This window comes from Pseudomonas sp. S31 (assembly GCF_016648105.1).
Taxonomy (GTDB): Bacteria; Pseudomonadota; Gammaproteobacteria; order Pseudomonadales; family Pseudomonadaceae; genus Aquipseudomonas.
In genome coordinates this window covers 69,655-86,104 of sequence record NZ_JACVVE010000016.1, presented here as the reverse complement: position 1 = coordinate 86,104, position 16,450 = coordinate 69,655, and the positions used below count along the sequence as shown (strand labels likewise).

At 65.1% G+C, this 16,450-nt stretch carries 17 protein-coding genes; 8 read left to right on the top strand and 9 right to left on the bottom strand.

The window, feature by feature from the left end:
* The first annotated feature begins 79 nt into the window (after positions 1–79).
* Positions 80–895 carry a M48 family metallopeptidase gene (locus IAE37_RS14050; protein WP_201174538.1) on the top strand — a complete coding sequence of 272 codons (816 nt, stop codon included), beginning with the start codon at positions 80–82 and terminating at the stop codon, positions 893–895.
* A gap of 103 nt (positions 896–998) precedes the next feature.
* Here the strand turns inward: IAE37_RS14050 and IAE37_RS14045 are convergent, their stop codons facing one another.
* Complete coding sequence (locus IAE37_RS14045) at positions 999–1,556, bottom strand: hypoxanthine-guanine phosphoribosyltransferase (protein WP_201174536.1); 558 nt, start codon at positions 1,554–1,556, stop codon at positions 999–1,001.
* A gap of 159 nt (positions 1,557–1,715) precedes the next feature.
* Here IAE37_RS14045 and upp point away from each other — a divergent pair, with 159 nt between their 5' ends.
* Complete coding sequence (gene upp, locus IAE37_RS14040; protein ID WP_201174534.1) at positions 1,716–2,354, top strand: uracil phosphoribosyltransferase; 639 nt, start codon at positions 1,716–1,718, stop codon at positions 2,352–2,354.
* 2 nt (positions 2,355–2,356) lie between these two features.
* A complete protein-coding gene (locus tag IAE37_RS14035; RefSeq protein ID WP_201174532.1) occupies positions 2,357–3,631 on the top strand; it encodes a uracil-xanthine permease family protein in 1,275 nt (424 codons plus the stop codon).
* Positions 3,632–3,763: 132 nt separating this feature from the next.
* Here the strand turns inward: IAE37_RS14035 and hemH are convergent, their stop codons facing one another.
* Together hemH and IAE37_RS14025 are read right to left on the bottom strand one after the other, a co-directional pair.
* A complete protein-coding gene (gene hemH, locus IAE37_RS14030; protein WP_201174530.1) occupies positions 3,764–4,777 on the bottom strand; it encodes a ferrochelatase in 1,014 nt (337 codons plus the stop codon).
* Between the two features lie 13 nt (positions 4,778–4,790).
* Positions 4,791–5,696 carry a TIGR01777 family oxidoreductase gene (locus IAE37_RS14025; protein ID WP_201174528.1) on the bottom strand — a complete coding sequence of 302 codons (906 nt, stop codon included), beginning with the start codon at positions 5,694–5,696 and terminating at the stop codon, positions 4,791–4,793.
* A 195-nt stretch (positions 5,697–5,891) separates the two neighbouring features.
* Here IAE37_RS14025 and IAE37_RS14020 point away from each other — a divergent pair, with 195 nt between their 5' ends.
* The 5 genes from IAE37_RS14020 (at position 5,892) to IAE37_RS14000 (ending at position 11,003) form a co-directional block, all read left to right on the top strand.
* A complete protein-coding gene (locus IAE37_RS14020; RefSeq protein ID WP_201174527.1) occupies positions 5,892–6,878 on the top strand; it encodes an NAD(P)/FAD-dependent oxidoreductase in 987 nt (328 codons plus the stop codon).
* A gap of 144 nt (positions 6,879–7,022) precedes the next feature.
* Positions 7,023–7,991 carry a YbgA family protein gene (locus IAE37_RS14015; RefSeq protein ID WP_201174526.1) on the top strand — a complete coding sequence of 323 codons (969 nt, stop codon included), beginning with the start codon at positions 7,023–7,025 and terminating at the stop codon, positions 7,989–7,991.
* Positions 7,981–8,850, top strand: coding sequence for a MerR family transcriptional regulator (locus IAE37_RS14010; protein WP_201174525.1), 870 nt, complete (start codon positions 7,981–7,983; stop codon positions 8,848–8,850). Before IAE37_RS14015 ends, IAE37_RS14010 begins: the two co-directional genes overlap by 11 nt.
* Positions 8,851–8,859: 9 nt before the next feature.
* Entirely contained in the window at positions 8,860–10,284 is a 1,425-nt protein-coding gene (gene phrB / locus IAE37_RS14005) for a deoxyribodipyrimidine photo-lyase (RefSeq protein WP_201174524.1), read from the top strand.
* Between the two features lie 17 nt (positions 10,285–10,301).
* A complete protein-coding gene (locus tag IAE37_RS14000) occupies positions 10,302–11,003 on the top strand; it encodes an SDR family NAD(P)-dependent oxidoreductase (RefSeq protein ID WP_201174523.1) in 702 nt (233 codons plus the stop codon).
* A gap of 21 nt (positions 11,004–11,024) precedes the next feature.
* Here IAE37_RS14000 and IAE37_RS13995 read toward each other — a convergent pair whose 3' ends face one another.
* The 6 genes from IAE37_RS13995 to hemA all read right to left on the bottom strand — a co-directional run bounded on the left by IAE37_RS13995 (position 11,025) and on the right by hemA (position 16,385).
* Entirely contained in the window at positions 11,025–11,543 is a 519-nt protein-coding gene (locus tag IAE37_RS13995; RefSeq protein WP_201174522.1) for an acyloxyacyl hydrolase, read from the bottom strand.
* 116 nt (positions 11,544–11,659) lie between these two features.
* On the bottom strand, positions 11,660–12,457 hold the full coding sequence (murI, locus tag IAE37_RS13990; RefSeq protein ID WP_201174521.1) for a glutamate racemase: 798 nt from the start codon (positions 12,455–12,457) through the stop codon (positions 11,660–11,662).
* Complete coding sequence (locus IAE37_RS13985; RefSeq protein ID WP_201174520.1) at positions 12,450–13,205, bottom strand: molybdopterin-synthase adenylyltransferase MoeB; 756 nt, start codon at positions 13,203–13,205, stop codon at positions 12,450–12,452. Before IAE37_RS13985 ends, murI begins: the two co-directional genes overlap by 8 nt.
* Positions 13,199–14,029 carry a peptide chain release factor N(5)-glutamine methyltransferase gene (gene prmC / locus IAE37_RS13980; RefSeq protein ID WP_201174518.1) on the bottom strand — a complete coding sequence of 277 codons (831 nt, stop codon included), beginning with the start codon at positions 14,027–14,029 and terminating at the stop codon, positions 13,199–13,201. Before prmC ends, IAE37_RS13985 begins: the two co-directional genes overlap by 7 nt.
* The gene (gene prfA / locus IAE37_RS13975; protein ID WP_201174515.1) at positions 14,029–15,111 is read right to left on the bottom strand and encodes a peptide chain release factor 1; all 1,083 of its coding nucleotides are present in this window, start codon (positions 15,109–15,111) and stop codon (positions 14,029–14,031) included. The genes prmC and prfA overlap by 1 nt, the downstream gene beginning before the upstream one ends.
* Positions 15,108–16,385, bottom strand: a complete 1,278-nt coding sequence (hemA, locus tag IAE37_RS13970) for a glutamyl-tRNA reductase (RefSeq protein ID WP_201174513.1) — start codon at positions 16,383–16,385, stop codon at positions 15,108–15,110. Before hemA ends, prfA begins: the two co-directional genes overlap by 4 nt.
* Between the last annotated feature and the right edge of the window lie 65 nt (positions 16,386–16,450).

Genomic DNA, 16,450 nt, shown 5'->3' with positions numbered 1-16,450 from the left:
TATAAATCTTCTGTGCGGCTATAGCCGCCCTGGGCCACTGGGCCTAGGATACCGCCATGCAAAAAAGGGAGTGTTTTTCATGCGTAAGTCATTTGTTGTCAGCGCCCTGAGCGCCAGCATCCTGCTGGCCGGCTGCCAGGCGGTGAACACCACCAGCGGCGGCGCCGTGGGGGTCGAACGCAAGCAGTACATGTTCAGCATGCTGTCGACCGATGAGGTCAACCAGATGTACGCCCAGTCGTACACCGAAACCCTCGGCGAGGCCAAGACCAAGGGCGTACTGGAGCAATCCAGCAGCGATGCCAAGCGTGTGCAGGCCATCGCCAAGCGCCTGATCGCCCAGGCGCCGCAGTTCCGCCCGGATGCCGCGCAGTGGAACTGGGAAGTCAACGTGATCAAGAGCGACGAGCTCAACGCCAACTGCGGCCCCGGCGGCAAGATCATCGTCTACACCGGCCTGATCGACCAGCTCAAGCTGACCGATGCCGAGATCGCTGCGGTGGTTGGCCATGAAATCGCCCACGCCTTGCGCGAGCACAGCCGTGAGGCGATGTCCAAGGCCTATGGCGTGGCGATGGCCCGCCAGGGCGCCGGTGCCCTGCTCGGGCTGGGGGATGACACCCTGGGCCTGGCGGACCAGGTGGTGAACTACGCCATGACCCTGCCCAACAGCCGTGCCAACGAGAACGAAGCCGACCTGATCGGCCTGGAGCTGTCGGCCCGCGCCGGCTACGACCCGAATGCCGCGATCACCCTGTGGAACAAGATGAGCGCCGCATCCGAGGGCGCGCCGCCCGAGTTCATGAGCACTCACCCGGCGTCGGCCAGCCGCATCGCCTCGCTGCAGGCGGCCATTCCGAAAGTGATGCCGCTGTACCAGGCCGCGAAGAAGTAGCGCCTACGAGATCGCGCGCCGCCCGCGCGGCGCACGATCTACGCAACACCACAACTCTCAAGCCAACGATCCGGATACACCCCACCAATCCAGCAAGAAGCCCTCAAAGCCCCTTGACGGCGAAGATGCCGTTGGCGTTGCGCCAGTAGCCCTTGTAGTCCATGCCATAGCCGAAGATGTAGCGATCGACGCACGGCAGGCCCATGTAGCTGGCCTTGAGGTCCGGGCTGGCCTTGCGGTCGTGGTCCTTGTCGATCAGCACCGCGGTGTGCACGGCGCGGGCACCGGCGTGCTTGCAGAAGTCGATGATGGCGCTGAGGGTATGACCCTCGTCGAGAATGTCGTCGACGATCAGCACGTCGCGGTCGATGAACGACACTTCCGGCTTGGCCTTCCAGAACAACTCGCCACCGCTGGTCTGGTTGCGGTAGCGGGTCGCGTGCAGGTACGAGGCTTCCAGCGGGAACTGCAGGTGGGTCAGCAGCTTGCCGGCGAAGATCAGCCCACCGTTCATCACGCAGAAGACCACCGGGTTCTTGTCGTGCAGGTCATTGCTGATCTGCGCGCCGACCTTGGCGATGGCGGCCTCGACCTCGGCTTCGGTGTACAGGCAGTCTGCTTCGCGCATGACTTGGCGGATATGCTCGAGATCGGCGGACATGGCGCTCTCCAGGGGTGCATTTTGGAAAAGCGGGCAAAGGTACGCATCCGCTCGTCACAGATCAAGCATTTATGGACTAACGTCCAGAAAGACGCACGACAGCACAGGCTGAATAGATTAATCTAGCGCGGTTTTTTTGCCCGCCTTTCGGAGCCCCCTATGCCCACTCGTGAGATCCGCCATCCGCTGATCCGCCACAAGCTCGGCCTGATGCGCCGTGCCGACATCAGCACCAAGAACTTTCGCGAACTTGCCCAGGAAGTCGGCGCGCTCCTGACCTACGAAGCCACCCAGGACCTGCCCCTGGAAACCTACGAAATAGACGGTTGGAGTGGCAAGGTCCAGGTCGAGAAGATCGCCGGCAAGAAGATCACCGTGGTGCCGATCCTGCGGGCCGGCATCGGTATGCTCGACGGCGTGCTCAGCCTGATCCCGGGCGCCAAGGTCAGCGCCGTGGGCGTTGCCCGCAACGAGGAAACCCTCGAGGCGCACACCTACCTGGAAAAACTGGCACCGGACATCAACCAGCGCCTGGCCCTGATCATCGACCCGATGCTGGCCACCGGCAACTCGATGGTCGCCACCATCGATCTGCTGAAGAAAGCTGGCTGCAAGGAAATCCGCGCAATGGTGCTGGTGGCCGCGCCCGAAGGCATCGCCACGGTCGAGAAAGCCCACCCCGACGTGAGCATCTACACCGCCTCGATCGACCAGGGTCTCAACGAAGACAGCTACATCGTCCCAGGCCTGGGCGATGCCGGCGACAAGATCTTCGGCACCAAGCAGAAGGACGCCTGACCATGCAGGACGGCTTCAACGACCCGCTCTGGCGCCAGGTCGTTTCGGGCGCGCAGATGCTCTTCGTGGCATTCGGCGCCCTGGTGCTGATGCCGCTGATCACCGGCCTCGACCCGAACGTGGCCCTGTTCACGGCCGGTATCGGCACCTTGCTTTTCCAATTGGTCACCGGTCGCCAGGTCCCGGTATTCCTGGCCTCGAGTTTCGCTTTCATCACCCCGATCATTCTCGCCAAGGGCCAGTTCGGTCTGGCCGAGACCATGGGCGGGGTGATGGCCGCAGGCTTCGTGTACACCTTCATGGGCCTGATGGTGAAGATCAAAGGCACCGGCTTCATCGACCGCATGCTGCCGCCGGTGGTGATCGGCCCGGTGATCATCTCCATCGGCCTGGCCATGGCGCCGATCGCCGCTAACATGGCCATGGGCAAAGGCGGTGACGGTGCGGCATTGATGCCCTACAAGACCGCCATGCTGATCTCCATGCCGGCCCTGCTGACCACCCTGATCGTCGCGGTGTTCGGCAAGGGTATCTTCCGCCTGGTGCCGATCATCTCCGGCGTGCTGGTCGGCTTTGCCCTGTCGTTCGCCTTCGGCGTGGTCGACACCGCCAAGATCGCCGCCGCACCGTGGCTGGAAATTCCCAACTTCACCGCACCGGCGTTCAACTGGCAGGCGATCCTGTTCATCGTCCCGGTCGCCCTGGCACCGGCGATCGAGCACATCGGCGGGGTCATCGCGGTGGGCAGCGTGACTGGTCGCGACTACCTGAAGAAACCCGGCCTGCACCGCACCCTGCTCGGCGATGGCCTGGCCACCACCGCTGCCGGCCTGTTCGGCGGCCCGCCCAACACCACTTACGCCGAAGTGACGGGCGCGGTGATGCTGACCAAGAACTACAACCCGAAGATCATGACCTGGGCGGCGATCTTCGCCATCAGCCTGGCCTTCATCGGCAAGTTCGGCGCGTTGCTGCAGAGCATTCCGGTCCCGGTGATGGGCGGTATTCTCTGCCTGCTGTTCGGTTCGATCGCGGCGGTGGGCATGAACACCATGATCCGCCACAAGATCGATCTGGCCGAGGCACGCAACCTGGTGATCGTTTCGGTGACCCTGGTGTTCGGTATCGGCGGCGTGCTGATCGGCAGCGGCGACGGCCCGGACGACTGGGGCCTGAAGGGCATCGCCCTGTGCGCCATCGTGGCTATCGCCCTGAACCTGATCCTGCCGGGCAACGACAGCTGGAAACACAAGAAGCTGGACGACCATTTGCCTTGAGCCCCGAGCTGACCTGACCCTGCGCCTTCGCGGGCAAGCCCGCTCCCACAGGACTCCCGCGCCCCTCAAGCGAGCGCGATAATTGTGGGAGCGGGCTTGCCCGCGAAGAGGCCAGATCAGCCATCCAAGCAATCAGACCCTCTCGCACATCCCCGCAAGCACCCTCACCCACTCCGGGTGATCATTCAGACACGGCACCAGCACCAGCTCCTCGCCCCCCGCCTCGACGAACTGCTCGCTGCCGCGCATGCCGATCTCCTCCAGCGTCTCGATGCAATCGGCGACGAACGCCGGGCACATCACCAGCAGCTTTTTCACGCCGGCCCTGGCCAACTCATCCAGGCGCGTTTCGGTGTAGGGCTCGATCCACTTGGCCCGCCCCAACCGTGACTGGAACGACACCGACCACTTGCCGTCCGGGATCCCCATCTTCGTCGCGAACGCCCTGGCAGTGGCCAGACACTGGCCGCGGTAGCACACCGCGCGCATCTCGGCGCTGGCGTCCTTGCAGCAATCGGCCGCCTGGAAATCGTGGTTGCCCGTGGGGTCGAGCTTCTTCAGGTGGCGCTCCGGCAAGCCATGGAAGCTCAGCAGTAGATGGTCGTAGTCCTGTTGCAGGTAAGGCTCGGCGCTGGCGACCAAGGCCTCGATATACTCGGGGTGCTCGTAGAAGGGCTGCAACACCCGCAGCTCGAGCGGCAACTGGCGCTCGGCCACGGTCTGGCGCGCCAGCTCGACCACGGTGGTCACCGTGCTGTCGGCGAACTGCGGGTACAGCGGTGCCAGAGTGACCTTGCGCACGCCCTGGGCGGCCAGGCGCGCAAGCACCTCCGGCAGCGCCGGTTGGCCATAGCGCATGGCAATTTCCACTGGGCCGTGGGGCCAGTGCCCGGCCATCGCCGCTTGCAGGCGGCGGGTCAACACCACCAGCGGCGAGCCTTCGTCCCACCAGATCGAAGCGTAGGCATGCGCCGACTGCTCGGGGCGCTTGACCAGGATCAGCGACACCAGCAGCCGCCGCACCGGCCATGGCAAGTCGATGACGTAAGGGTCCATGAGGAACTGATTGAGGTAACGGCGCACATCGGCGACCGAGGTGGAGGCCGGGGAACCCAGGTTGACCAGCAGCAGGGCGTGATCGGTCATGCAGCGTCCTATGTCAGAGGCGGCTGGACAAGTCGTCCAACGCCGATTGCAGATCGTTGAAGCGGAAAGTGAAGCCTGCCGCCAGTAGCCGCACCGGGCGGGCGCGCTGGCCGCCGAGCAGCAGGGTCGACAGCTCGCCCAACCCGACCTTGAGCACCAGCCCAGGCATCGGCATGAACGCCGGCCGATGCAGCGCACGGCCAAGACGCTTGGCGAATTCGCGATTGCGCACCGGTTCGGGCGCACAGGCATTATAAGGACCGCTGGCGTCCCTGTGCTGCAAGAGAAAATCTATCAGGGCGACCTGGTCGTCTATATGCACCCAGGGCATCCATTGCCGTCCATCGCCCAAAGGCCCGCCCAGCCCCAGCTTGAATGGCAGGCGCAGGCGCGACAAAAAGCCGCCGTCGCTGGCCAGCACCAGGCCGGTGCGCACCAGTACCACACGCATGCCCAGGGCCTGCGCGCGCTGGGCGGTTTCTTCCCAGGCGATGCACAGCTGGCTGGCAAAATCCTCGCGTACCGGCGGCGACGCCTCGGTCAGTTCGCGCTCGCCGCCATCGCCGTACCAACCCACGGCAGAGCCCGAGAGCAGCACCTCGGGGCGCTGCTCGCGGCTGCCGAGCCATTCGAGCAAGCGCTCGGTCAGGGCGATCCGGCTGGCCCACAGCAGGTTGCGCCGGGACGCGGTCCAGGGGCGGTCGGCGATCGGCGCACCGGCCAGGTTGACCACCGCGTCCACCTGCTCGTCGGCGGCGATATCCCCCAGCTCGGCGATGCCGCGCACGCCGCTGCCACACAAGCGGGCGACCTGCTCGGGGCGGCGGCTCCATACCGTCAACCGGTGGCCCTTGGCGAGCCAGAACTGGCACAAGTGCTGGCCGATCAAGCCGGTACCACCTGTCAGCAATATATGCATGGCTGTGTCCTCGCAGAGTGCGGCCATGGTCTATTTTTAAGATCAAGGCACTTTTCTAGACCGAACGCTCTCGGATAAGGATAGGACATAGGCCAACCTGTCCTATGAAGCGGAATAACCTTATACAGATATTTAGCATTGTACAGGTTTAACTGACAGCGTAGTCTGCGTAAAGCAAGGTTCGAAGAGGCCATCATGACAGTACCTATTGCCATTATCGGTGCCGGTATCGCCGGCCTGTCCGCCGCCCAGGCCTTGCAGAAGGCCGGGCAATCCGTTCACTTGTTCGACAAAGGCCACGGCAGTGGCGGGCGCATGGCCAGCAAGCGCAGCGAGGCCGGCGCCCTCGACCTCGGCGCCCAGTACTTCACCGCCCGCGACCGGCGTTTCGTCGAGCAGGTGCAACAATGGGTGGCCGACGGCTGGGCCGCGCAATGGAAGCCGCAGCTTTACAACTACCGCGACGGCGAACTGACTCCCTCCCCCGACGAACAGACCCGCTGGGTGGGTGTGCCGCGCATGAGCGCGATCACCCGCGGCTTGCTCAAGGACGTCACGGTGAATTTCGGCTGCCGCATCGCCGAGGTGTTCCGCGGCAAGCAGTACTGGCACCTGCAGGACACCGAAGGCTGCAGCCACGGCCCCTACAGCCGCGTGGTGATCGCCGTGCCGGCCCCCCAGGCCACGCCGCTGCTGGCGGCCACGCCCAAGCTCGCCGCAGTGGCCGCGGGCGTGCAGATGGAGCCCACCTGGGCGATCGCCCTGGCGTTCCAGACGCCTCTGGACACGCCGATGCAGGGCTGCTTCGTGCAGGACAACCCACTCGACTGGCTGGCTCGCAACCGCAGCAAGCCAGGCCGTGACGAACACCTCGATACCTGGGTACTGCATGCCACCTCGGGCTGGAGCAAGCAGCACATCGACCTGCCCAAGGAAGAGGTGATCGAACAGCTCTGGGGCGAGTTCGCCGAGCTGGTCGGCTGCGTGGTGCCCGCCCCCACCTTTGCCCTGGCCCACCGCTGGCTGTATGCACGGCCGGCAGGCAATCACGAGTGGGGCGCGCTGGCCGATGCCGATCAGGGCCTGTATGCCTGTGGCGACTGGTGCCTGTCGGGCCGGGTCGAGGGCGCTTGGCTCAGCGGCCAGGAAGCGGCACGCCGGTTGCTGGAGCACCTGGAATGAACACCTGGAATGAGCACCTGGAATGAGCACTTGGAATAACCCGCTGCAGTGTTAACACCTAAATAGGGGTTTGCTTGCAGGGCTGGCTGTGCTGCAATGTACTTGTACAAGATCTAATTGATGTACAAGTTTATGGAGGCCGCCATGCAAGATCCTGCTGCTCATACCCGACCCCGCATCGGTATCAGTGCCTGCCTGACCGGCCACAGCGTGCGCTACAACGGCGGCCACAAGTCATCGGACCTGTGTCGATCGCAACTGGAGGCGCACTTCGAATGGGTACCGGTATGCCCGGAAGTGGCCATCGGCCTCAGCGTCCCGCGCGATCCGATCCGGCTGGTGGGCGATCCAGCACAGCCCAACGTGGTCGGCACCCGTACCCCAGGCCCCGATCTCGCTGGCAACCTGCGCAGCTATGGCGAGACGATGGCCGAGCAGCTCGACGATATCTGCGGATACATCTTCATGCAGAAATCACCTTCGTGCGGCCTCGAGCGGGTCAAGGTCTACCAGGACGACGGTCGCCCGGCGCACCAGGGCGGTCGCGGCGCCTATGCCGCCGCCTTCTGTGCCCAGCGCCCGGACCTGCCGGTCGAGGAAGAGGGGCGCCTGCACGACCCGGTGCTGCGCGAAAATTTCATCAGCCGCGTGTATGCCTACGCCGATTGGCAACGTCAGTTGGGCGAGGGCTTGAGCCGTGGCGCGTTGATCCGCTTCCATTCCCGCTACAAATACCTGCTGATGGCCAACAACCCCCAGGCCTATCGGCAAATCGGCAACCTGCTCGGCAGCCTGCGCCGCGAGGACGACCCGGCCGTGATCGGCCCGCGCTATTTCAGCCAATTGATGCAGGCCCTGCGCCGCTGCGCCAGCCGAGGTACCCATGGCAACGTGTTGCAGCACCTCAGCGGTTACCTGCGCGACGCCCTCACCCCCCAGGACAAGCACGAGCTGCAGGAAGTGATCGGCCAGTACCAGCAAGGCGTGGTGCCGCTGGTGGTGCCGCTGACCCTGCTCAAGCACCATCTGCGCAAACACCCGGACCCGTACCTGCTGCAGCAGGCGTACCTGCAGCCCCACCCTGAAAACCTGGGCCTGCGCAATGCCGTCTGACACCCTGCTGGCCATCGGTGAGCTGGCACGTCGCACCGGGGTCAACCCCGTGACCCTGCGTGCCTGGGAGCGGCGCTACGGCCTGTTGAACCCCACGCGCACGGCCAAGGGCCATCGCCTGTATTCCCAAGCCCAGGTCGAACGGGTCGAGGCAGTCCTCGCCTGGCTGGCGCGCGGCGCCTCGGTCGGCCAGGTTCGCGACCTGCTGGACCGCCAACCCGAGGCCGCCCCCCTGGGCGACTGGGCAGCCCGCCAAGCGCAAATCATCGAGGCGATCGCCAACCTGTCGCAACGCGCGCTCGACCAGCAGTTCAACCAAGTGATGGCCCTCTACCCGGCCGTCACTCTCTGCGAGCAGCTGCTGCTGCCGTTGCAACAGGCCCTGAACCTGCGCTGGCATACCTTTTTCAACGAACAGCTCGAGCGGGTGTTCTTTCACACCTGGCTGCGCAGCAAGCTCGGTGCTCGCGTGTACCACGACAACCAGGCCTTGCACGGCCCCGCGGTGCTGCTGGCCGAAGACCACGAGCGCCCGCAGGATCCCAGCTTGTGGCTGTATGCCTGGCTGCTCAGCAGCAATGGCATGCCGGTCGAAGTGCTTGAGCGTCCGGTCGCTGGCACGCAACTCGAACGCGCGGTCGCGGCGCTGCAACCGCGCGCCTTGCTCTTGCACCTGGGCCCACGCCTCGATGCCAAGGCCCTGCAACGCACCTTGGCAGGCCTAGCGCTGCCCACCCTGGCGGGCGGCGCCTGCCTGCCTCTTCACCAGGCGCAGCTGCGCGCCTTCGACGTGCCCGGCCTGCACCTGTTCGACACCCCGCAGGCCGCCTTGCGGACGCTGCAAACCCTGCATTCCTAGAGAGGCTCCATGCAACTGATCTGGCTGCGCAGCGACCTGCGCATCACTGACAACACGGCCCTGAGCGCCGCCTGCGAGCGCGGCCCGAGCATCGCCTTGTGGCTGATCAGCCCCGGCCAATGGCAGGCCCACGACGACGCCGCGTGCAAGGTCGACTTCTGGCTGCGCAACCTGCGCGAGCTGCGCCAGGCCCTGGACGCGCTGAACATTCCGCTGCTGATTCGCAAGATCGACACCTGGGACGAAGCTGCGCCCATGCTGCTCAAGGTTTGTCGACAGCACAAGGTCGAGGCGGTGCACTGGAATGACGAATACGGCGTCAACGAAACCTGCCGCGACGACGCCACGCGCAAGCTGCTGAGCGATGCCGGCATCCTCGCCCACAGTTACCTTGACCAGTTGCTGCTGGCCCCCGGCACCATCCTCACCCGCAGTGGCGGCTACTACCAGGTGTTCAGCCAATTCAAGAAAGCCTGCCTGGAACAGCTGCACCTCAGCCTGCCGTCACTGGCGCCGAAGGTGCGCCGCCAGGCGCCGCTGGGCATCGCCAGCGACCCGATCCCCCGCCATGTCGAAGGCTTCGACAAGCCTGCCGACGGCCTGCGCGACCTGTGGCCGGCTGGCGAAGACGAAGCGCAAGACCGCCTGACCAGGTTCCTCGACGAAACCGTCGAGGACTACCAGCACCTGCGCGACCTACCGGCCAAGCCTGGCACCAGTCAGTTGTCCGCCTACCTGGCAGCAGGGGTGATATCCCCTCGGCAGTGCCTGCACGCGGCATTGAGCAGCAACCGGGGTGAGTTCGACAGTGGCAGCGTGGGCGTGCAGACCTGGATCAACGAGCTTCTCTGGCGCGAGTTCTACAAGCACATTCTCAACGGCTACCCCGAGGTCTCGAAACACCGCGCCTTCCGCCCGCACACCGAAGCCTTGCCCTGGCGCGATGCGCCCGAGGACTTCAAAGCCTGGCAGGAGGGACGCACCGGCATCCCGATCATCGATGCCGCGATGCTGCAACTGCTGCACACTGGCTGGATGCACAACCGCCTGCGCATGCTGGTGGCGATGTTCCTGAGCAAGAACCTGCTGATCGACTGGCGCCTGGGCGAACGCCATTTCATGCGCCACCTGATAGACGGCGACCTGGCCGCGAACAACGGCGGCTGGCAATGGAGCGCCTCCACCGGGACCGATTCGGTGCCCTATTTCCGGATCTTCAACCCGGTTTCGCAGTCTCAACGTTTTGATCCCCAGGGGCGTTTCATCCGCCACTGGCTCCCTGACCTGAAAGCCTTGGACGACAAAACCATTCATGCTCCGCTCATGCTTTCCGATAATTTGACTAATACTTGTTACTACGACCCTATCGTCGATCTCGCAAGCAGTCGCCGGCGTGCATTGGAGGCCTTCAAAGCCCTGCCTCGCCGGCAGTAATAGAGGGGTAAGGGTAAATGGTTGAGCACTCACGGAATTTCTGGGTGACGGGGGCCAGCGCCGGGCTCGGGCTGGCATTGGTGGAGCACTTGCTCGAGCAAGGGCATCGGGTAGCCGCCAGCAGCAACGCCTGCCCGGCATTGGACCTTCTGGCCCAACGCCATGGCCCTGCCTTGCTGCGCCTTCCCGGGCAATTGCAGACGCACGCCGGGGCGCAAGCCATTAGCGAAAGAATCGCCAGTACCTGGGGAACGCTGGATGTCTTGATCGTCAACGCTGGCACCTGCGACTACCTGAGCGACGAGGTGCCAGACAGCGAGGTGTTCGACTCGATCGCCAGCAGTAACCTGCAAGCGGCCGAGCACTGCCTGGCCAGCGCCCTGCCCCTGCTGGCCGGAGGCGATGCACCGCAGGTGATGGCTGTGTTCAGCCGCTATTCGGCGCTGCAGCTGTACGCACCTTCGCAATCTCCGAACGCCACCAACAACGCGCCGCAATGGTTCCGCCTGCAGCGCGATACCCTCGACGCACTGGGCATCGCGCTGACCCTGGTGGCACCGCAATCGTTGAAGAAACCGGTCACGCCCATTCAGGCGCTGCCAGAACGATGGACGGCGCAAGGCGCGGCAGAAGAGTTATTGCGACGGCTGCCGCAGCGGGAAGCGGAACTGGTGCTGGAAGCGCTGGACATGAACGCGTTGTGGCCGCTGTCGCGCTGAGCGGCCACAGGCCAACCTGGCTTACAGCGCCATGCGGTAGTGCAGGCTGTAGGCCTCTACCCCATCGTTGGGCTGCTTGATCCCGGCGTTGGAGTAGTGAATGGCACGTACGCCGATCTCATGCCCGCCAGCGAAGCGCAGGCCAAAGCCGATGCGGTCCTCGAACTGGAACGACGAGCCCAGTTCGTTGCTCTCCAATTCGGTACTGGAAAACGCTGCTACACCGATGCCGGCCTCGATGTAGGGCTTAACCGACTCGCCGGCGAACTCGTACACGAACACCGGCGCGAACGACAGGCTGTGGTTGCTGGCGGTCTCGTCACCATCCCAATAGGTGTAGGCGCCATCCCAGTAACCGGTGAGCCGGCCGACGCTGGTCTGCCACCAGCTTGCATCCCAATTCGATTGCAGCCCCAGGCGATAGACCATGGTCGAGTCCCCCGTCTGCCCCACCGCAAACGTGACATCGGCAGCCTGCGCCGGCACCAGTTGCACCATCCCCAGGGCAGCGAGTGCCGCCAAGCCAATCAGTTTCTTCATGAGAAACGTCCTTTTTCCTATGCTGTTGTAAGTATTCAGGCCTTCATCAGGCATTAGCATAGAAATCGGCGCTGGAACGATAGTTCAGTTAAGACCGGTAAATTTTCACACATTTTTTACACACTGAGCGATGACACCGAGGCGTCCGCCTGCCAGAGCACGGGCAGTATGCGGCGCAAGGCTTGCGGATCGGCACTGCTCCAGAAACCGACACCACGCGCCGGCCCTTCGGCAAGCAGCCCACGAGAGCCCAGCAGGCGTTGCAACTGGCGGGCCACGGCGGCGCCGGTGTCGATGATCGCCACATCGGCCGGCACCATGCCAGCCAGCATAGGACGCAGGAACGGGTAATGGGTGCACCCCAGGATCAAGGTGTCGCAGCCGGCGTCCAGCAAGGGCTGCACGTAGCCTTGCAGCAATTGGCGCAGCTGCGCGCTGGCCAGGTCACCCGCCTCGATGCGCTCGACCAGGCCCGGACAAGGCTGGGTGACCACGCGTACATCGCTGGCGAAGCGATCGAGCAAGGCTGCGAACTTGGCACTCTGCAGGGTACCGGTGGTGGCCAACACCCCGACCACGCCGGAGCGGGTGGCTGCCGCAGCCGGCTTGACCGCCGGCTCCATGCCCACCAGCGGCCAGTCCGGGTACAGCTCGCGCAGGTCGGCGACCGCTGCCACGGTAGCGGTGTTGCAGGCCAGGACCATGGCCTTGGCCCCTTGCTCGCGGAAAAAGCCGGCAATGTGCCGGCAACGCTGGCGAATGTAGTCCGGGGATTTTTCGCCGTAGGGCACATGGCCGCAGTCGGCCACGTAGAGCAACGACTCATTGGGCAGCAGGCGCTGGATCTCGGCGAGCACCGACAGGCCACCGACCCCAGAGTCCATCACGCCCACCGGCGCCGAGCGCTCAGCCATGCTGGCTGCCGCAGACCGCGCAACCCGGGTCGCGCTTGACCCGCAGCTCGCGCATGCGGGTGGTGAGGGCGTCGATCAGCAACAGCCTGCCAACCAGCGGCTCGCCGAAGCCGGCCAGCAGCTTCAGGGCCTCCAGCGCCTGCAGGCTACCGACCAGGCCCACCAGCGGGCCGATCACCCCAGCTTCGCTGCAGGTCAGTTCGGCCTCGCTGCCGTGCCCGTACAAGCAGTGGTAGCAGGGGCTGCTGTCACGCCGTGGGTCGAACACCGAGAGCTGCCCTTCGAGGCGGATCGCCGCGCCGCTGACCAGAGGTTTTCCGGCCTTCACGCACGCCGCGTTGACCGCCTCGCGCGTGGCAAAGTTGTCGGAGCAGTCGAGCACCAGGTCGACTGCCGCCACGGCTTCGGCCAGGGTGTCCTCATCCAGGGCCTGGCGATGCGGCACCAGGTTCACCTCGGGGTTGATCGCCTGCAGGCGCTGGATCGCCGAGTCGACCTTGGCCATGCCGACCGTGGCGCTGTCGTGGATCACCTGGCGCTGCAGGTTGGTCAGGTCGACCGTGTCGAAGTCGGCCAGGTGCAACTCGCCGACCCCTGCGGCGGCCAGGTACAACGCCACTGGCGAGCCCAGCCCGCCCAGGCCGACGATCAGCACCTTGCCCTGCTTGAGCCGCAGCTGGCCGTCGATATCGACCTGAGCCAGCAGGATCTGCCGGCTGTAGCGCAACAACTCCTGGTCGGTCAGCATGGCAGGCGCCCCAGGGTAATGCGCTCATGGCCACCCAGGTCGCGACGGCTGGCGACCTCGGCGAAACCGTGTGTGCTCAGCAGTTGGCGCACCGCCTCGGCCTGGTCGTAGCCGTGTTCGAGCAGCAGGCGGCCACCGGGCAGCAGATGCTCGGGAGCCTGGGCCACGATCAGGCGCAGGTCGTCCAGGCCGTCGGGGCCGGCGACCAGGGCGCTGGAGGGCTCGAAGCGCACGTCGCCGGCAACCAGGTGCGGGTCTTCGGCGGCGATGTACGGCGGGTTGCTGATGATCAGGTCGAAGCGTTGCCCGGCCAACGCGCCGAACCAATGGCTGGCCAGCACCCGGACATTGCCCAGTCCCAGGCGCTGGCGATTGCGCTCGGCCAGCGCCACGGCTTCGTCGACCCGGTCCACCGCGGTCACCTGCCAGGCCGGGCGCTCATGGGCCAGGGCCAAGGCGATGGCGCCGGTACCGGTGCCCAGATCGAGCACCTTGGCCGGGCCGCCCGCTTGCAGTTCCAGCGCAGCCTCGACCAGCAGCTCGGTGTCCGGGCGCGGGATCAGGGTGTGCGGGGCGACCTCAAGGTCGAGTTTCCAGAACCCCTGTTGCCCCAGGATATAGGCCACCGGCTCACCGGCGCGGCGCCGCTGCAGGTAGCCGGCGAAGGTCTCGGCCGCCTCGCTGCTGACGATACGCTCGGGCCAGGTGTGCAGGAAGCTGCGCGACTTGCCGATGGCCGCAGCCAGCAACAGCTCGGCATCCAGGCGCGCGGTGGGCGAATCGGGCAATTGCGCGTTGCGCAGCAGGCTGGCGATGATGGTCATTATTCCCCCAGGGCCGCCAATTGGTCGGCCTGGTATTCGGCCAGCAACGGCTCGATCACGGCGTCGACGCCACCGGCAAGGATGTCGTCGAGGGAGTACAGGGTCAGGTTGATGCGGTGGTCAGTCACCCGCCCCTGCGGATAGTTGTAGGTACGAATGCGCTCGGAGCGGTCACCGGAACCGACCAGCAGCTTGCGCTCGCTGGCGATGGCGTTCTGCGCGGCGCTGGTCTGCATGTCGTTGAGCTTGGCCGACAGCCAGGACATGGCGCGGGCGCGGTTCTTGTGCTGCGAACGCTCTTCCTGGCACTCGACGACGATGCCGGTGGGCAGGTGGGTGATGCGGATCGCCGAGTCGGTCTTGTTGACGTGCTGGCCACCGGCGCCGGAAGCGCGGTAGGTGTCCACGCGCAAATCCGCCGGGTTGATCTCGATGGCCACTTGCTCGTCCGGCTCGGGCAATACCGCCACGGTGCACGCGGAGGTGTGGATGCGGCCCTGGGACTCGGTCTCCGGCACCCGCTGCACGCGGTGCGCACCCGACTCGAACTTGAGCTTGCCGTACACGCTGTCGCCCTCGACGCGGGCAATGATTTCCTTGTAGCCGCCGTGCTCGCCTTCGTTCTCGGAGAGGATCTCGAGGCGCCAGCCGCGCTTCTCGGCGTAGCGCGAATACATGCGAAACAAGTCGCCGGAGAAGATCGCCGCCTCGTCGCCACCGGTCCCGGCACGAATCTCCAGGAACACGTTGCGCCCGTCGTTGGGGTCCTTGGGTAGCAGCATGCGTTGCAGCTGCGACTCCAGGCCGACCAGCTGTTCCTTGGCTTCGCGCACTTCTTCCACCGCCATCTCGCGCAGGTCGGGGTCGGCGTCCTTGAGCAGGGCCTGGGCCCCCTCGAGGTCGTCCTGGACCTTGCGCCACTCTTTATAGGCAGCGAACACCGGCTCGACTTCGGCATATTCGCGGGAATAGGCACGGAAGCGGGTCTGGTCGGAAATGACTTCGGCGTCACCGAGCAGAGCGGTGAGTTCCTCGAAGCGGTCCTGGAGCGTATCCAGTTTGTTCAGCAGCGACGCTTTCATTGCGGGGATTTGTCCGTCGAGCCCTCGTTGAGGGCAAAGAGTTCCTGGGCCATGGCCAGCGCATCGACGCGCCCCTCGGCCGAGAGCTTTTTCAACTGCACGCTGGGCGCATGCAGGAGTTTGTTGGTGAGCCCCCGGGCCAGTTGGGCCAGTACTTCTTCGGGGTTGCCGCCATTGGCCAGCAGGCGCTGGGCTTTTTGCAGTTCTTCGTCACGCAGGCGTTCGCTCTGCTGGCGATAGGCGCGCAGCACATCGACCGCGGCCAGTTCGCGCAGGCGCACCATGAAGTCTTCGGCGCCCACCGTGACCAGTTCCTCGGCGGCCTGGGCAGCGCCCTGGCGGCTCTTGAGGTTTTCCGCGACAACCTCGTGAAGATCGTCGACGGTATACAGGTAGACGTCGTCGAGCTCGCCCACCTCAGGTTCGATATCGCGCGGTACGGCAATGTCGACCATGAAGATCGGCTTGTGCCGGCGCTGCTTCAGCGCACTTTCCACCGCGCCCTTGCCGAGGATCGGCAACTGACTGGCGGTGGAGCTGATGACGATGTCGCTGTTGGCCAGTTCCTGGGGAATGTCGGCCAGCAGTACGGCATGCGCGCCGAACTGCTCGGCGAGGATGCTGGCGCGCTCCAGAGTGCGGTTGGCCACGACGATGCGCCGCACCCCCTGCTCGTGCAAGTGCCGGGCGACCAGGGTGATGGTTTCGCCAGCCCCGATCAGCAGTGCCTGGCTACGGCCGAGATCGCTGAAGATCTGCCGGGCCAGGCTGACCGCGGCGAACGCCACCGACACCGGGTTCTCGCCAATGGCGGTGTCGGTGCGCACCTGCTTGGCGGCGCTGAAGGTGGCCTGGAACAACCTGCCCAGCAGCGGGCCGATGGTCCCGGCCTCCCGTGCCACCGCATAGGCCGACTTCATCTGGCCGAGAATCTGCGGCTCGCCGAGCACCAGCGAGTCGAGCCCGGAGGCGACGCGCATCATGTGCTTGACGGCATCGTGCTCCTCATGGACGTAGGCACTGGCGCGCAGCTCGTCGAGGCTCAGCTGGTGATAGTCGGCCAACCATTGCAGCACGGCATCGGCTGCCAGGTGGTCCTGCTCTATATAAAGCTCGCTACGGTTGCAGGTCGACAGGATCGCCGCCTCGCGGCTGGCGGTGAGCCGACACAACTGCTGCAGGGCGTCGACCAGCTGCTCTGGGGTAAACGCCACGCGCTCGCGTACGTCTACCGAGGCAGTCTTATGGTTGATACCAAGTGCAAGAAAGGCCATGCAAGGTCGCTGGTTGGGACGTGAAGCCGATAATTGTCCTACTTCGCAGGTTTTAGAACAACCAC

Excerpts from the sequence above, each read along its gene's own strand:
- IAE37_RS14050 (WP_201174538.1), top strand. The coding sequence starts at position 80 with ATGCGTAAGTCATTTGTTGTCAGCGCCCTGAGCGCCAGCATCCTGCTG.
- IAE37_RS14045 (WP_201174536.1), bottom strand. The coding sequence starts at position 1,556 with ATGTCCGCCGATCTCGAGCATATCCGCCAAGTCATGCGCGAAGCAGAC.
- upp (WP_201174534.1), top strand. The coding sequence starts at position 1,716 with ATGCCCACTCGTGAGATCCGCCATCCGCTGATCCGCCACAAGCTCGGC.
- IAE37_RS14035 (WP_201174532.1), top strand. The coding sequence starts at position 2,357 with ATGCAGGACGGCTTCAACGACCCGCTCTGGCGCCAGGTCGTTTCGGGC.
- hemH (WP_201174530.1), bottom strand. The coding sequence starts at position 4,777 with ATGACCGATCACGCCCTGCTGCTGGTCAACCTGGGTTCCCCGGCCTCC.
- IAE37_RS14025 (WP_201174528.1), bottom strand. The coding sequence starts at position 5,696 with ATGCATATATTGCTGACAGGTGGTACCGGCTTGATCGGCCAGCACTTG.
- IAE37_RS14020 (WP_201174527.1), top strand. The coding sequence starts at position 5,892 with ATGACAGTACCTATTGCCATTATCGGTGCCGGTATCGCCGGCCTGTCC.
- IAE37_RS14015 (WP_201174526.1), top strand. The coding sequence starts at position 7,023 with ATGCAAGATCCTGCTGCTCATACCCGACCCCGCATCGGTATCAGTGCC.
- IAE37_RS14010 (WP_201174525.1), top strand. The coding sequence starts at position 7,981 with ATGCCGTCTGACACCCTGCTGGCCATCGGTGAGCTGGCACGTCGCACC.
- phrB (WP_201174524.1), top strand. The coding sequence starts at position 8,860 with ATGCAACTGATCTGGCTGCGCAGCGACCTGCGCATCACTGACAACACG.
- IAE37_RS14000 (WP_201174523.1), top strand. The coding sequence starts at position 10,302 with ATGGTTGAGCACTCACGGAATTTCTGGGTGACGGGGGCCAGCGCCGGG.
- IAE37_RS13995 (WP_201174522.1), bottom strand. The coding sequence starts at position 11,543 with ATGAAGAAACTGATTGGCTTGGCGGCACTCGCTGCCCTGGGGATGGTG.
- murI (WP_201174521.1), bottom strand. The coding sequence starts at position 12,457 with ATGGCTGAGCGCTCGGCGCCGGTGGGCGTGATGGACTCTGGGGTCGGT.
- IAE37_RS13985 (WP_201174520.1), bottom strand. The coding sequence starts at position 13,205 with ATGCTGACCGACCAGGAGTTGTTGCGCTACAGCCGGCAGATCCTGCTG.
- prmC (WP_201174518.1), bottom strand. The coding sequence starts at position 14,029 with ATGACCATCATCGCCAGCCTGCTGCGCAACGCGCAATTGCCCGATTCG.
- prfA (WP_201174515.1), bottom strand. The coding sequence starts at position 15,111 with ATGAAAGCGTCGCTGCTGAACAAACTGGATACGCTCCAGGACCGCTTC.
- hemA (WP_201174513.1), bottom strand. The coding sequence starts at position 16,385 with ATGGCCTTTCTTGCACTTGGTATCAACCATAAGACTGCCTCGGTAGAC.